Raw genomic sequence first — 15313 nt, 5'->3', positions numbered from 1 at the left:
AAACGTTAGGAAAAGATACGCTTTGTGACCGGCTGGCCAGCCATCGTCCTTGACAGGCGCGGCAGTGCCGTCACGATCAGCAAGAAGGAGCTCTTTCGCCGGTTTCGGCCCGGTACGAATATTGCTTCGACAACGATGACGCGCCTTACGCGTCCGCACGCTTCCAGTCTGGAGTCCGTCCGATGTCCCTTCCGTCCGTATTGAGCCCCTTCGGTCAGTGCCGGCGTACCGCCTTGAGGACCTTCGCCGGTGTCGTGGCCGGTGCCGCTGTGTTCTGGACGGGCGCCGCGGCGGCGCAAACGCCCCTGCGTTTCACGCTCGACTGGCGGTTCGAGGGGCCGGCGGCGCCGTTCCTGGTCGCCATCGACAAGGGCTATTTCAAGGACGAGGGGCTGGACGTCACCATCGACACCGGCAACGGCTCGCGCGAGGCCATCCCGCGTGTCGCCTCGGGCACCTATGACATGGGCTTCGGCGATATCAACTCGCTGGTGCGCTTCCGCGACGAGAACCCCAATGTCGATGTGAAGGCGGTGATGATGGTCTACGACCGGCCGCCCTTCTCCATCATCGGCCGCAAGAGCCGCGGCATCTCCTCCGATCCCAAGAGCCTCGAGGGCAAGACCTTCGGCGCTCCGGTCGCCGACGGAGCCTTCGCCCAGTGGCCGATCTTCAAGCAGGTCAACGGGCTCGACGATTCCAAGATGAAGTTCGAGAACGTCGGCTTCCCGGTGCGCGAGCCCATGCTCGCCTCCGGCGAGGTCGACGCCATCTTCGGCTTTGCCATGTCGTCGCTCATCAACCTGAAGTCGCGCGGCGTCGCCGTGGACGACATCGTCGTCATGCTGATGGGCGACTATGGCGTCGAGCTCTACGGCAATGCCATCATGGTCTCGGCCAAGTTTGCGGAGGAGAAGCCGGAGGCGGTGAAGGGCTTCCTGCGCGCCTTCGTGCGCGGCCTGAAAGACACCGTCGCCAATCCCTCCGCCGCGGTCGACAGCGTCATCAAGCGCAACGACGTCGCCAAGAAGGAGGTGGAGCTCGAGCGCCTGCAGATGAACCTGGCCCAGAACGTCATCACGCCCTGGGTCAAGGAGAACGGCTTCGGCGGCATCGACGCGACGCGGTTCGAGAAGGCGCTGGAGCAGATCGGCCTCACCTTCACCTTCAAGAACAAGCCGGTCGCCGGCGACATCTTCGTCGACACCTACCTGCCCCCGCACGCCGAGCGGATGATCGACTGACCGTTCCGTCGCGTCGTCCGCCTCGCCCGGCCGCCGTCTCCCGGCGGCCGGCTCCGTGGCCAAGGGAAAGGTGAGCCGCTTGAATGCTTTCGTCGCCCTGAAGGACGTCACCCACGCCTATGGCAGCGGTGACGGCTTTCCCGCCGTCGAGCACCTGTCGCTCTCCATCGCCGAGGGCGAGTTCGCCGCGGTTGTCGGCCCCTCCGGTTGCGGCAAGTCCACGCTGATGAAGCTCGCCACGGGCCTGCAGTTCCCGCGCGCCGGCACCATCCTCGTCGGCGGTGCGCCGGTGACACAGCCGGTGAGAATCGCCGGCATGGCCTTCCAGAACCCGACGCTGCTGCCGTGGCGCACCACGCTCGAGAACCTGCTCCTGCCGCTCGAGATCGTCGAGCCGCACCGCAGCCGGCTAAAGCGCGAGCGCGGCAGCTACGTCGCCAAGGCCGAGCGCCTGCTCGCCCAGGTGGGGCTCAAGGGCCAGGGCGGGAAATATCCGTGGGAGCTCTCGGGCGGCATGCAGCAGCGTGCCTCCCTGTGCCGAGCGCTCATCCATGAGCCGCAGCTCCTTCTCCTCGACGAACCCTTCGGCGCGCTCGACGCCTTCACGCGCGAGGAGCTGTGGTGCGTGATCCGCGATCTGCACGCCGAACGCCGGATGACGGTGGTGCTCGTCACCCACGATCTGCGCGAGGCCACCTTCCTCGCCGACCGCATCTTCTGCATGAGCGCTCGCCCCGGCCGCATCGTCGCCGAGCGCGTGGTCGACTTTCCCCGTCCGCGCGACCTCGAGGTCACCTACACCAAGGCGTTCATCGACATCGTGCACGAGCTGCGCGGTCACATCGCCGATGCGAGGAAGACAGCATGAGCGCCGAGGCCGACACCGTCTCCGCTACAGCTGAAGCCGAGGCGCGCGCCGTGCGTGACGCCGCTGCGCGCGCCCGGGCATCGCAGGCGCGCCGGCTCATGCTGGCGCCCTGGCTCTGCACAATCGGCTTCTTCCTGCTATGGGAGGTGTTCTGCCGCGTCTTCGGCGTCTCCTCCTATGTGCTGCCGGCGCCGAGCGACATCCTCGACGCGACCATCGCCTATTGGTGGCCGCTCCTGTTCCACTCCTTCCACACGCTGTGGATGACCACGGCCGGATTCATCCTCGCCATCGTCTTCGGCCTCGTGCTCGGGCTGGCGCTCGGCGCCTCGCGCTTCGTCCATGCCGGGCTCTATCCGCTCCTCGTCGGCTTCAACGCCATTCCCAAGGTGGCGGTGGTGCCGATCCTCGTCATCTGGTTCGGCGTCGGCTGGCTGCCGGCGGTGCTCACCGCCTTCATGATCTCCTTCTTCCCCATCGTCGTGAATGTCGCCACCGGCCTCGCCACCATCGAGCCGGAGGTGGAGGACGTGCTCAGGGCGCTCGGCGCGAGGAAGCTCGACATCATGCTGAAGGTGGGCGTGCCGCGCTCGCTGCCCTACTTCTTCGGCTCGCTTAAGGTGGCGATCACGCTCGCCTATGTCGGCTCGGTGATCGCGGAGTACAACGCCTCGCGCAACGGCATCGGCAACCTGATGGCGCGCGCCAGCGCGGACTTCAACGTACCGCTGCTCTTCGCCGCCCTCATCGCGCTCGCCGTCCTCGGCATCATGATCTACGCCGTGATGGCCTGGCTGGAGCGGCGCATGACCGCCTGGGCCCAGCGCTCGCAGTTCGCCGCCTGATCGTCCGGCGCCCCCGGCCGGCATGGTGATTTTGCGGCGTTTTGCCTATAAACACGGCACGTCCCACATGAGGGTGCCGATGCTGCCCGATATTCGCGACTATGATGCGCTCGTTGCCGGCTTCCGCTGGCGTATTCCCGAGCGCTACAACATCGGCGTCGATTGCTGTGACCGCTGGGCGGCGGCGGATCCCGAGCGGCCGGCCATCCTCGATGTCGCTCGCGACGGCACGGTCGAGGCCCTGACCTATGGCACCCTGCGCCGCCGCTCGAACCGTCTTGCCAACGCGCTCGGCCGCCGCGGCATCGCGGCCGGTGACCGGGTGGCGATCCTCCTGCCGCAGTCGCAGCAGGTGGCGATCGCCCACATCGCTATCTACAAGCTCGGCGCCATTGCCCTGCCGCTCGCCATGCTCTTCGGCGTCGACGCGCTGAGCTATCGCCTCGCGGATGCGGGCGCCCGCGCCGTCATCACCAATGCCGCCGGCCTTGCGACGCTCGAGGCCATCGACGTGCCGCTGCCCGACCTCGCCGTGATCGTCAGCACCGACGGACCGGACGGCGCGGCGATCGGCTTCGACGAGATGCTCGCGGAGGAAGGCGAGGATTTCGTGCCGCGCGACACGGGGCCGGACGATCCGGCCATGATGATCTATACCTCGGGCACCACCGGCAATCCCAAGGGCGCCCTGCACGGCCATCGCGTGCTGCTCGGCCATCTGCCGGGCGTGGAGATGCCGCACGAGTTCCTGCCCCGGCCGGGCGACAGGCTGTGGACGCCGGCCGACTGGGCCTGGGCGGGCGGCCTGCTCAATGTGCTGCTGCCCGGCCTGCATCACGGCGTGCCGGTGGTGGCTCGCAAGTTCGAGAAGTTCGACCCGGAAGAAGCCTTCGACCTCATGGCGCGCCTTGAGGTGCGCAACACCTTCATTCCGCCGACGGCGCTCCGGATGCTGCGCAGCGTGCCGCGGCCCCGGGCGCGCTTTAACCTCCGCCTGCGGACCCTCGCCTCGGGCGGAGAGGCGCTGGGCGAGGCGACCTTCGCCTGGGGCCGGGAGGAGCTCGGGCTCACCATCAACGAGTTCTACGGCCAGACCGAGTGCAACCTCGTGCTCGCCTCCTGCGCCGCGATCGGCGTCTCGCGTGCCGGGGCGATCGGCAAACCGGTGCCGGGCCACACCGTGGCGGTCATCCGGCGGGACGGCACGCGCTGCGAGGCGGGGGAACTCGGGCAGATCGCGGTGCTGCGGCCCGATCCCGTGATGTTCCTCGAATACTGGCGCCGGCCCGAGGCGACGCGCGACAAGTTCGTCGGCGACTGGATGACGACGGGCGATCAGGGCAGCCTGGACGCCGACGGCTACATCCACTTCGTCGGCCGCGACGACGACGTCATCACCTCGGCCGGCTACCGCATCGGTCCAGGAGAGATCGAGGATTGCCTCATCAAGCACGAGGCCGTCTCGCTCGCGGCCGTGGTCGGCAAGCCGGATCCGGTGCGCACGGAGATCGTCAAGGCCTTCATCGTGCTGCGCGACGGCTATGTGCCATCCGAGGCCCTCGCCGCCGACATCAAGGCCTTCGTGCGCGAGCGTCTGTCAGCCCACGAATACCCGCGCGAGATCGCCTTTCGCGACGAACTGCCGCTGACGACCACGGGCAAGGTGATCCGCCGGCTGCTGCGGTCCGAGGCCTGACGGCAAGCCGCCTCGACGCAAAAGGCCGCCCTGCAGGGCGGCCTTTCAAAAGGCTGTGGCGAGAATGCTCAGTGCACCAGCGCGTCGCGCAGCTCGGTGAGCTGGGAGAGGCGCTCGGCCGCCGCCTGGCGAGCTTCGTCGGTCTTGGCGTCGGCCACGTCTTCCTCGGCATCGCGGACGTGCTGGGCGAGTGTCGCGACGTCAAGCTCTTCCATCGGCAGCGCCACTTCGGCGAGGATGGTGAGGCCATCCGGGCCGACATCGGCGAATCCGCCGCGCACGAAGAGGCGGCGCACGGCGCCCTTGCCCTCGCTGACGGCGACGACGCCGGGCTTGAGCACGGCCATCACCGGCGCGTGGCCGGCCATCACCGTCATCTCGCCCTCGCTCGAGGGCACGACGACGCTCTCGACCTCGCCGGAGAAGAGAAGCCGCTCGGGTGAGACGAGCTCGAACGTAAAAGTCGCCATGTCGATCTGTCTCCGAAACAGGAATCGGGCCTTTGCGCCGTCAGGCCCGGCCAAGGCGGGGGCCGCGGCCGGACGCTTGAAGCTTACGCGGCTTCGGCGGCGAGGCGCTTGGCCTTCTCGACCGCCTGCTCGATCGTGCCGACCATGTAGAAGGCGGCCTCCGGCAGGTGGTCATAGGCGCCTTCGCACAGGCCCTTGAATCCCTTGATGGTGTCCTCGATGGCGACGAGCTGGCCCGGCGCACCGGTGAACACCTCGGCGACGAAGAACGGCTGCGACAGGAAGCGCTCGATCTTGCGGGCGCGCGCTACCGTGAGCTTGTCCTCTTCCGAGAGTTCGTCCATGCCGAGAATGGCGATGATGTCCTGCAGCGACTTGTAGCGCTGCAGGATCTGCTGCACCTGGCGGGCCACCTGGTAGTGCTCCTCGCCGACGATGCGCGGGTCGAGCATGCGCGAGGTGGAGTCGAGCGGGTCGACGGCCGGGTAGATGCCCTTCTCGGAGATGGCGCGCGACAGCACGGTCGTGGCGTCGAGGTGGGCGAAGGACGTGGCCGGCGCCGGGTCGGTCAGGTCGTCGGCCGGCACGTAGATCGCCTGCACCGAGGTGATCGAGCCCTTCGTCGTGGTGGTGATGCGCTCCTGCAGTGCGCCCATGTCTGTGGCGAGCGTCGGCTGATAGCCCACTGCCGAGGGAATGCGGCCGAGAAGCGCCGACACCTCGGAGCCCGCCTGCGTGAAGCGGAAGATGTTGTCGACGAAGAACAGCACGTCCTGGCCCTTGTCGCGGAAATGCTCAGCGACGGTGAGGCCGGTGAGCGCAACGCGGGCGCGGGCGCCGGGCGGCTCGTTCATCTGGCCGTAGACGAGGGCGCACTTGGAGCCGGCTGTCGAGCCGCCGTGCTCCTTCGGGTCCTTGTTCACGCCCGATTCGATCATCTCGTGGTAGAGGTCGTTGCCCTCGCGCGTACGCTCTCCGACGCCGGCGAACACCGAGTAGCCGCCGTGGGCCTTGGCGACGTTGTTGATGAGCTCCTGGATGAGCACGGTCTTGCCGACGCCGGCGCCGCCGAAGAGGCCGATCTTGCCGCCACGGGCGTAAGGGGCGAGGAGGTCGATGACCTTGATGCCGGTGACGAGGATCTGCGCTTCGGTGGACTGCTCGGCATAGCTCGGGGCCGGCTGGTGGATGGCGCGCGTGTCCTCGGCCGGGACAGGGCCGGCCTCGTCCACCGGCTCGCCGATGACGTTCATGATGCGGCCGAGTGTGCCGTCGCCGACCGGCACCTTGATCGGGGCGCCCGTGTCCGTCACCGCCTGGCCGCGCACGAGACCCTCGGAGGTGTCCATCGCGATGCAGCGCACGGTGTTCTCGCCGAGCTGCTGGGCCACCTCGAGCACGAGCCGGTTGCCCTGGTTCGTCGTCTCGAGCGCGTTCAGGATCTCCGGCAGGTGCCCGTCGAACTGCACGTCGACGACCGCGCCGATGACCTGGGTGATGCGTCCGACCGCCTTGTCGCTCGCCTTGTTCGCCATTTTCTAAACCCTCACGGTCCAATCAGAGCGGGGCCTCAAAGAGCCTCGGCGCCCGAGATGATTTCGATGAGTTCCTTGGTGATCATCGCCTGACGCGTCCGGTTGTAGGTCAGCGTCTGCTTCTTGATCATTTCGCCGGCATTGCGCGTCGCGTTGTCCATGGCGGACATGCGCGCGCCCTGCTCGGAGGCACCGTTCTCGAGCAGCGCCCGGAAGATCTGCACCGAGACGTTGCGCGGCAGGAGTGCTGCGAGGATCTCCTCCTCGCCCGGCTCGTAGTCGTAGACGGCATCGAGGCCGGTCGCCGCCTTCGTCTCGCCGTCGAACTCGGCCGGAATGATCTGCTGCGCCGTCGGCACCTGCGAGATCACCGACTTGAACTTGCTGTAGAACAGCGTCGCCACGTCGAACGCACCGGCGTCGAACATCTGCAGCACCTTGCGGCCCACGGCGTCGGCGTTCTCGAAGCCGATCTGGCGCACCGAGCGCAGTTCGATGAGCTCGATGATCTGATCCTTGAACTGCCGGCGCAGGATGTCGTAGCCCTTCTTGCCGACGCACAGGATCTTCACCGTCTTGCCCTGCGCCATCAGCGCATTGGCCTTGTCGCGGGCAAGACGCGCGATGGAGCTGTTGAAGGCGCCGCACAGGCCGCGCTCGGCCGTGCAGACGATCAAGAGGTGCGTCTCGTCACGGCCCGTGCCGGCGAGAAGGCGCGGCGCGCCTTCCGTCACCGTCATGCGCGAGGCGAGGTTGGCGAGGACCGTCTCCATGCGTTCGGCATAGGGACGGGCCGCCTCGGCCGCCGTCTGGGCACGGCGCAGCTTGGCTGCCGCCACCATCTGCATGGCCTTGGTGATCTTCTGCGTCGCCTTCACCGAGGCGATGCGGTTGCGCAGATCCTTCAAGCTCGGCATGACGAGCGCCTATTCCCCGTTGCTGCGATGGCAGGTGCGGCTCACGCGGACGCCCCTCAGGCGAACGTCTTGGCGAAGGCCTCGACGACGTCCTTGAGCTTGGCGGCCGTCTCGTCGGACAGGTCCTTCGAGGAGCGGATCGCATCGAGGATGTCGGTGTGCTTGGCGCGCAGGACGCCGAGCAGCCCCTCCTCGAAATCGCGCACCCTGTTGACCGGCAGCGGATCGAGGTAGCCGTTGACGCCGGCGTAGATCACGCAGACCTGCTCTTCCATCTTCAGCGGCGAGAACTGCGGCTGCTTCAGGAGCTCGGTGAGGCGCGCGCCGCGGTTGAGCAGGCGCTGCGTCGTGGCGTCGAGGTCGGAGCCGAACTGCGCGAAGGCTGCCATCTCGCGGTACTGCGCAAGCTCGCCCTTGATCTTGCCGGCGACCTTCTTCATCGCCTTGGTCTGGGCGGAGGAGCCGACGCGCGACACCGAGAGGCCGACGTTCACGGCCGGGCGGATGCCCTGGTAGAACAGGTCGGTCTCAAGGAAGATCTGGCCGTCGGTGATCGAGATGACGTTGGTCGGGATGTAGGCCGACACGTCGTTCGCCTGCGTCTCGATGACCGGCAGGGCGGTGAGCGAACCGTTGCCGTTGTCGTCGTTCATCTTCGCTGCCCGCTCGAGCAGGCGCGAGTGCAGGTAGAACACGTCACCCGGATAGGCCTCGCGGCCCGGCGGGCGGCGCAGAAGCAGGGACATCTGGCGGTAGGCGACGGCCTGCTTGGACAGGTCGTCGTAGACGATCACGGCATGCATGCCGTTGTCGCGGAAGAACTCGCCCATGGCGCAGCCCGAGAACGGCGCCAGGAACTGCATCGGCGCCGGGTCGGAGGCGGTTGCGGCGATGATGATCGAGTATTCGAGCGCGCCGTTCTCTTGCAGCACCTTCACGAACTGGGCGACTGTGGAGCGCTTCTGGCCGACGGCGACATAGACGCAGTAGAGCTTCTGGCTCTCGTCGCCGGTCGCGTGCAGCGGCTTCTGGTTGAGGATGGTGTCAAGGGCGATCGCCGTCTTGCCGGTCTGGCGATCGCCGATGATCAGCTCGCGCTGGCCGCGGCCGATCGGGATGAGCGCATCGATCGACTTGAGGCCGGTGGCCATAGGCTCGTGAACGGACTTGCGTGGGATGATGCCCGGCGCCTTGACGTCCACGCGGCGACGCTCGTCGGCCTGGATCGGGCCCTTGCCGTCGATCGGGTTACCGAGCGCGTCGACGACGCGGCCGAGCAGGCCCTTGCCCACCGGCACGTCCACGATGGCGCCCGTGCGCTTCACCGTCTGGCCTTCGGCGATCTCGCGGTCGGAGCCGAAGACGACGACGCCGACATTGTCGGCCTCGAGGTTCAGGGCCATGCCGCGCACGCCCGACTCGAACTCGACCATCTCGCCGGCCTGCACATTGTCGAGACCGTAGCAACGGGCGATACCGTCACCGACCGACAGAACCTGGCCGACCTCGGTGACCTCGGCCTCGGAGCCGAAGTTCTTGATCTGCTCCTTGAGGATTGCGGAAATTTCCGCGGCGCGGATGTCCATCAGCCGACCTCTTTCATGGCGAAACGGATCGAATTCAGTTTGTAGCGAAGGCTCGCATCGACCATGCGGCTGCCCAGCTTGACGATGAGACCGCCGAGGATGGCGGGATCAATCTTGACGTCGAGGGCGATCTCGCCCCCGGCAACGGCCTTGACCGCCGCCTTGATCTCGTCGAGCGCCTTCTGCGAGGGCTCCTCGGCGAGGGTGACCTCGGCGTGCACGATGCCCTTCTCGCGGGCGACGAGCGCGCTGTAGGCACGCACCATGTCACGCACCGCGAAGAGGCGACGTTTCGACGCAACGAGGCGGATGAAGTTGGCGGCGAGCCCGCCGATGCCGGCCTTGGCGAGAACGGCGGCGACGCCCCGTTCCTGCTCCTCCGCGCTGAACGCGGGGCTCGTCACGAGGCGGGCAAGGTCGGGGCTTCCGGCCACGAGCGCATCGAAGCGCTTGAGGTCGCCCTCGACCGCTTCGAGGCTGCCGGCTTCCTTGGCCAGGTCGAACAGCGCCGAGGCGTAGCGCCCGGCAACTCCTGCTATGATAGTTCCGCCTTGAGCCACAGGGCTTCTCTCTTGCTCTCAAGAACCAACGGTCGTCACCGATTGCCTCGGCGGCGCCTGATCCTTCGCGCGGGGACACGGAAATGGCGAGGACAGACACGATCTGCCCGGAAGGCGCCGGTGCCCTAACATAAGGATCGGGCGCGTGCAACATCGCAGGCGCTCCTTGCGCCTTCGCGTTGCCACAAAGGCCAGTTCCCCACAACGCCGCCCGCCTTGCGAGAAGCGAGCCGACATTGGAAGAAGGGACGAATGAGGCTAGAGACGAGGGCATGACTCCGCCTTTGTCACCCCGAGGTGGGCCATGACGCTGGGACCGTCCGTTCTCGTTGCCGGCGGCGCCAATCTCGACATCAAGTGCCGGGCCGACGGGCCGGTGGTGATGCGCACGTCCAATCCGGGCACGGCCACCGTCGCCTGCGGCGGGGTTGCCCGCAACGTTGCCGAGCACCTCGCCGGCCGCGGTGCCGCCGTGCGCCTCCTGACGGTCCTCGGCGAGGATGCCGCGGGCGAGCGCATCTGGCGCGAAACGCAGGCGGCGGGCGTCGACATGTCGCTCTGTCTCCGCGCGGCGCTGCCGACGGGCAGCTATACGGCGGTGCTCGACCATGAAGGGGAACTGGTGGTCGCCGTGGCAGCCATGCACATCCTCGATGCGCTCGACACGGCAGCCATCGCCGCGCGGAAGGAGGCGGTCCTGGAAGCCGCCTTCATCGTCGCCGACGCCAATCTCTCGCCACCGGCGCTCGCGCGGCTGGCCCGCCTTGCGGGCGCCCATGGCCGCCCCCTGGCGCTCGAGCCGGTCTCGGTCGCCAAGGCGGCGCGCCTCGCGCCGATCCTCGCCGCGGGCGTGCCCGTGGCTCTGATGACCCCGAACCGTGACGAGCTTGCCGCCCTCGCGGGGTTGCCGGTGGATGGCGAGGCGGCCCTTGCGGCAGCGACGCGCACGCTCCATGGGCGCGGCGTGCACCGCCTCGCCGTGGGCCTGGGCGCCCACGGCGTCTTCCTGTCGACGGCGGAGGGCGAAACCGCCCTTCTGCCGGCCCCTGCCGCCGGCCGGGCGCGCGATGTCACGGGCGCCGGCGATGCGGCGCTCGCCGGCACTGTCTTCGGCCTTCTCAGCGGATGGGACTTTACGACGGCGGCGTGCGAGGGGCAGAGAATGGCGGCGGCGGTCGTCACCGGGCGTGATGAGGCCGTGCAGGAGGAGTTTGCGCGATGACCGACGTCACCCCCCTTCTGTCGCCCGAGGTGGCCGATGCGCTCGCGGCCGGGCGGCCCGTGGTCGCCCTCGAATCCACCATCATCGCCCACGGCATGGCTTATCCCGCCAATCTGGAGACGGCGCGCCGGGTCGAGGCCATCGTGCGCGCCGGCGGCGCCGTGCCGGCGACCATCGCCGTCCTCGACCGGCGCATCCGCATCGGCCTCGACGACGCCGGCCTCGAGAGACTAGCCACCGCCCGCGACGTCATGAAGGCGAGCACGCGCGAGGTGCCGCTCGCGCTCGCCACGGGGCGCGACGCCGCGACGACTGTCGCTTCCACCATGCGCCTCGCCGCGATGGCGGGCATCGCCGTCTTCGCCACCGGCGGCATCGGCGGCGTGCACCGCGGTGCGGCGACGAGCTTCGACATCTCCGCCGACCTGACGGAGCTCTCGCGCACACCGGTCGCCGTCGTCTCGGCCGGGGCGAAGGCCATCCTCGACCTCGCCCTGACGCTCGAGATGCTGGAGACGCTCGGCGTGCCGGTGGTTTCGGTCGGCACGGACATTTTCCCCGCCTTCTACTCGCGCGACAGCGGCCTCACCGCCCCGGCGCGGCTCGACACGGCGGGCGAGATCGCCGCCTTCGTCCGGGCGCATCGGGCGCTCGGCCTGACCTCGGGCGTGCTTGTCGCCAACCCCATTCCGGCAGAGCACGAGATCCCGGGCGCCGAGATCGCCCCCGTGATCGAATCGGCCTTGCTCGAGGCCGCCGCGCAGGGCATCACCGGCAAGGAGGTGACGCCCTTTCTCCTGCCACGCGTCGCCGAGGCCACCGCCGGTCGCAGCCTCAAGGCCAATATTGCACTTGTCGAGAACAACGCCGTGCTCGCCGCGCAGATCGCGGTGGCGCTCGCCGCGGAAGGCCGGTGAGAAGCCGGCGGAGATGGGCCTTACATGAAACTCATCGGGTCGACGTCCACCGTCACGCGGATGCGCTGCGGCGGCTTCGGCGTTCGCGCGATCCAGGCGCGCAGGTAGCCCTGCAGGTCGCTGTCGCGCGCTGCCCGCACCAGGAGGCGGAAGCGGTAGCGGCCTCGGATGAGGGCGAGCGGCGCCTCCGCCGGGCCGAGCACGTCGATGCCCTCCGGTGCTTCGGCCGAGCGGGCGAGGGCCCGGGCATGCGCCTCGGCCTCGCCGCGGTCGGGCGCCGAGACGATGATGGCAGCGAGGCGCCCGAAAGGCGGCAGGCCGGCAGCCTCGCGCACCGCCTCCTCCTCGGCGTAGAAGGCCGCGGCATCGCCCGACAGCAGCGCGCGCATCACCGGATGGTCGGGCTGGTAGGTCTGCAGCAGCGCTCGCCCCGGCCGGTCGCCGCGCCCGGCCCGTCCCGTCACCTGTTGCAGGAGCTGGAAGGTGCGCTCGGAGGCGCGCGGGTCGCCGCTCGCAAGGCCCACATCGGCATCGACCACGCCGACGAGTGTCAGTTGCGGGAAGTTGTGGCCCTTGGCGACCAACTGCGTGCCGATGATGATGTCGGCCTCGCCCGCGGCGATGGCCTCGAGCTCGCGGCGCAGGCGCTCGATCCCGCCGGGAAAGTCACTCGACAGCGTGATGACGCGCGCATCCGGGAAATGCTCCACGACCTCCTCGGCGAGCCGCTCGACGCCCGGTCCGCAGGCGGCGAGCGCATCGACGGTGCCGCATTCCGGGCAATTGTCCGGCCGCCGCTCCACGTGGCCGCAATGGTGGCAGACGAGGGCGCGGCGGAAGCGGTGTTCCACCAGCCAGGCCGAGCAGTTGGGGCACTGGAAGCGGTGGCCGCAGCTGCGGCAGAGCGTCAAGGGCGCATAGCCACGCCGGTTGAGGAAGAGCAGGCTCTGCTCGCCGGCCGCGCGCGTCTCGCGCATCGCGGCAAGGAGCGGCGGCGACAGCCAACGGCCGCGCTCGGGGGCCTTCTTGCGCATGTCGATGGCGCGCATCGTCGGCAAGGTGCGGCCGCCGAAACGCTCGGGCAGCACGAGGTGGCGATAGCGCCCGCGCGCCGCATTGACGCGCGTCTCGACCGACGGGGTGGCGGAAGCGAGGACGACGGGTGCCTTGTCGATGCGCGCCCGCACGATGGCCATGTCGCGCGCGTGGTAGAGCGCCCCTTCCTCCTGCTTGTAGGCCTGCTCGTGCTCCTCGTCGACGACGACGAGGCCGAGGTCGCTGAAGGGCAGGAAGAGGGCCGAACGGGCGCCGGCAACCACTTTCACCTCCCCCGAGGCGACGGCCCGGTGCAGGCGCTCGCGCCTGCGGCTGGAGATGCCCGAGTGCCACTCGGCCGGGGCCCTGCCGAAGCGGGCGGCGAAACGGCCGAGGAACTGTGCCGTGAGCGCGATCTCGGGCATCAGGATCAGCGCCTGCCGACCCTGCCGCAGGGCCTCGGCCACCGCCTCGAAATAGACCTCCGTCTTGCCCGAGCCGGTGACGCCCTCGACGAGCGTCACCGAGAAATTGCGCTCGGCGACGGCCGCGCGCAGGACCGCCGCGGCCCGCTCCTGATCCGGCGACAGCGCCGTCGGCGCATGCTCCGGATCCGGCAGGCCCGCCACCGGTTCCGGCGGCAGGGCGACCGCCTCGAGCGTGCCGGTATCGACGAGGCCGTTGATCACGGCAAGGCTCACGCCGGCGCGCTCGGCGAGGTCCCCCTTGGTGTAGACGAGCCCGCCCTCGGCCGCGGCGATGACCCGGAGACGGGCCGCGGTCAGGCGCTCGGGCGGCTCGCCGGCGAGGCGCACGCCGACTCGCACCTGTTCCGCCCGGTCCTCGCCCGGGATGCGCAGGGCGAGGCGCATGGCAAGCCCGAGCGGGGCGAGCGTGTACCAGGCGATCCAGTCGATGAGCCGGCGCAGGTCCTCCCCCATGGGCGGCACGTCCACCCGGCCGAGGACGCTCTTGAGGTTGGCGCCCGCGCCTTCGCGCAACGCCCAGACGACGCCAACCGTCTCACGCGGGCCGAGCGGCACGACGACGACATCGCCCTCCGCCAGCGCCGCGCCGGCGGGCACGGCGTAGGAATAGGCCTTGTCGAGCGCCACGGGCACGACGATGTCGGCGATGCGGCTTCCCGCCCGCCCCTCGTTCACTGCGCCGTTTTCGGAAGGCATGTCCATGCGCCCTGGCATAACACCGATTCGCCCGCCTGTTCACGCGCCGTTAGGGCAGCCGGTGGATGCTTCGTCCATGATCGACCTACCCGACGACACCTTCCGTGCCTGCCAGTCATGGCTCGCCCATCTTGCCGGCGAGCGGCGCCTGTCGCCGAAGACGCTGGAGGCCTATGGCCGCGACGCGCGCCAGTTCTTCGCCTTCCTCACCGATCATCTCGGCGGACCGCCGACGCTCGACGCCATCGCGCGGCTGAAGCCGATGGACCTGCGCGCCTTCCTCGCCGCCCGCCGCGCGGCCGGTGTCACCGGGCGCTCGCTGATGCGCCAGCTCGCGGCGCTGCGCTCCTTCGCCCGGCATCTGGAACGCGGCGGTCTCGGCACGGCATCGGCTTTCGTCGCCATGCGCGCGCCGAAGGTGTCGAAAGGCCTGCCCCGCCCGCTGACCGCCGAGGCCGCGCGCGCGGTGGCGGATGCCGACAGCCGTGCCGGCGAAGAGCGGGAGGGTTGGATTCTCCAGCGCGACGCGGCCGTGATGACGCTGCTCTACGGCTGCGGCCTGCGCATCTCCGAGGCGCTCGGCCTCAAAGGGGCGGACGCCAAGGCGCTCGCGGCGGGCAGCATCATCGTCACCGGCAAGGGTGGCAAGATGCGCGAGGTGCCGGTGCTGCCGCAGGTGGCGCGGGCGGTGGCGGACTATGTCGCCGCCTGCCCCTACCAGCTCAAGGCGGACGGGCCGCTCTTCGTCGGCGCCCGCGGCGGCCCGCTGTCGCCGCGCATCATCCAGCTCGCCATGGAGCGCCTGCGCGGCGCCCTCGGCCTGCCGGCGAGCGCGACGCCGCACGCCCTGCGCCATTCCTTCGCCAGCCACCTGCTCGGCCGCGGTGGCGACCTGCGCGCCATCCAGGAACTGCTCGGCCACGCCTCGCTGTCGACGACGCAGATCTACACGAAGGTCGATGCGGCACGGCTGCTCGCCGCCTACGACGCGGCGCACCCGCGGGCATGAGGCTTTGCAACCGTGAGGCCCGGCAAGGAGAGGGCCTGGAGTGACGCTCCGGGTCCCCTTGTCGCTCGGCGCCATGCGCTTCGGCGCAGTTCTGCTGGCCTGTTGAGGCGTCGCCTCCCACCGTCATGCCCGCGCTCGTCGCGGGCATCCACGCCTTGTCACGATGTGCAACATCTGGGCGATGGCCGGGACAGCCCGGCCACGACGGATGGTGCGCCGATCGGC

Annotated in this window: 13 protein-coding genes; 7 read left to right on the top strand and 6 right to left on the bottom strand. The window is 69.3% G+C overall.

What is annotated here, in order from left to right; translation table 11 throughout:
* The first annotated feature begins 182 nt into the window (after positions 1 to 182).
* The 4 genes from ASC46_RS13720 (at position 183) to ASC46_RS13705 (ending at position 4653) form a co-directional block, all read left to right on the top strand.
* A complete protein-coding gene (locus ASC46_RS13720) occupies positions 183 to 1244 on the top strand; it encodes an ABC transporter substrate-binding protein (RefSeq protein ID WP_055459855.1) in 1062 nt (353 codons plus the stop codon).
* Positions 1245 to 1323: 79 nt separating this feature from the next.
* The gene (locus ASC46_RS13715) at positions 1324 to 2112 is read left to right on the top strand and encodes an ABC transporter ATP-binding protein (protein ID WP_019402743.1); all 789 of its coding nucleotides are present in this window, start codon (positions 1324 to 1326) and stop codon (positions 2110 to 2112) included.
* A gap of 98 nt (positions 2113 to 2210) precedes the next feature.
* Positions 2211 to 2957, top strand: a complete 747-nt coding sequence (locus tag ASC46_RS13710; protein WP_055459931.1) for an ABC transporter permease — start codon at positions 2211 to 2213, stop codon at positions 2955 to 2957.
* A 79-nt stretch (positions 2958 to 3036) separates the two neighbouring features.
* Positions 3037 to 4653 (top strand): acyl-CoA synthetase, encoded by a 1617-nt coding sequence (locus ASC46_RS13705; protein ID WP_055459854.1) that lies wholly within the window; start codon positions 3037 to 3039, stop codon positions 4651 to 4653.
* Positions 4654 to 4721: 68 nt separating this feature from the next.
* On the opposite strand, the gene ASC46_RS13700 is transcribed toward ASC46_RS13705, so the two are convergent.
* The 5 genes from ASC46_RS13700 to ASC46_RS13680 all read right to left on the bottom strand — a co-directional run bounded on the left by ASC46_RS13700 (position 4722) and on the right by ASC46_RS13680 (position 9721).
* On the bottom strand, positions 4722 to 5123 hold the full coding sequence (locus ASC46_RS13700) for a F0F1 ATP synthase subunit epsilon (RefSeq protein ID WP_055459853.1): 402 nt from the start codon (positions 5121 to 5123) through the stop codon (positions 4722 to 4724).
* Between the two features lie 83 nt (positions 5124 to 5206).
* Entirely contained in the window at positions 5207 to 6658 is a 1452-nt protein-coding gene (gene atpD / locus ASC46_RS13695; protein ID WP_055459852.1) for a F0F1 ATP synthase subunit beta, read from the bottom strand.
* Positions 6659 to 6693: 35 nt separating this feature from the next.
* Complete coding sequence (locus ASC46_RS13690; protein ID WP_055459851.1) at positions 6694 to 7575, bottom strand: F0F1 ATP synthase subunit gamma; 882 nt, start codon at positions 7573 to 7575, stop codon at positions 6694 to 6696.
* Between the two features lie 56 nt (positions 7576 to 7631).
* Positions 7632 to 9161 (bottom strand): F0F1 ATP synthase subunit alpha, encoded by a 1530-nt coding sequence (atpA, locus tag ASC46_RS13685; RefSeq protein ID WP_055459850.1) that lies wholly within the window; start codon positions 9159 to 9161, stop codon positions 7632 to 7634.
* Positions 9161 to 9721, bottom strand: a complete 561-nt coding sequence (locus ASC46_RS13680) for a F0F1 ATP synthase subunit delta (protein WP_055459849.1) — start codon at positions 9719 to 9721, stop codon at positions 9161 to 9163. The genes atpA and ASC46_RS13680 overlap by 1 nt, the downstream gene beginning before the upstream one ends.
* 304 nt (positions 9722 to 10025) lie before the next feature.
* Between ASC46_RS13680 and ASC46_RS13675 the strand changes: the two genes are divergently transcribed.
* Both ASC46_RS13675 and ASC46_RS13670 read left to right on the top strand, forming a co-directional pair.
* Entirely contained in the window at positions 10026 to 10943 is a 918-nt protein-coding gene (locus ASC46_RS13675; RefSeq protein WP_055459848.1) for a carbohydrate kinase family protein, read from the top strand.
* Positions 10940 to 11860: a pseudouridine-5'-phosphate glycosidase gene (locus tag ASC46_RS13670; RefSeq protein WP_055459847.1), complete on the top strand. Its 921-nt coding sequence runs from the start codon at positions 10940 to 10942 to the stop codon at positions 11858 to 11860. The genes ASC46_RS13675 and ASC46_RS13670 overlap by 4 nt, the downstream gene beginning before the upstream one ends.
* A gap of 20 nt (positions 11861 to 11880) precedes the next feature.
* Here the strand turns inward: ASC46_RS13670 and ASC46_RS13665 are convergent, their stop codons facing one another.
* A complete protein-coding gene (locus ASC46_RS13665; protein ID WP_082464838.1) occupies positions 11881 to 14085 on the bottom strand; it encodes a primosomal protein N' in 2205 nt (734 codons plus the stop codon).
* Positions 14086 to 14155: 70 nt separating this feature from the next.
* Here ASC46_RS13665 and ASC46_RS13660 point away from each other — a divergent pair, with 70 nt between their 5' ends.
* Entirely contained in the window at positions 14156 to 15088 is a 933-nt protein-coding gene (locus ASC46_RS13660; RefSeq protein WP_055459846.1) for a tyrosine recombinase XerC, read from the top strand.
* Positions 15089 to 15313: the final 225 nt, after the last annotated feature.

The organism is Chelatococcus sambhunathii, from assembly GCF_001418005.1.
In the GTDB taxonomy this organism is placed as follows: Bacteria; Pseudomonadota; Alphaproteobacteria; order Rhizobiales; family Beijerinckiaceae; genus Chelatococcus_A; species Chelatococcus_A sambhunathii.
The sequence above is the reverse complement of the archived record's forward strand: the minus strand, read 5'-3'. Positions and strand labels throughout refer to the sequence as shown.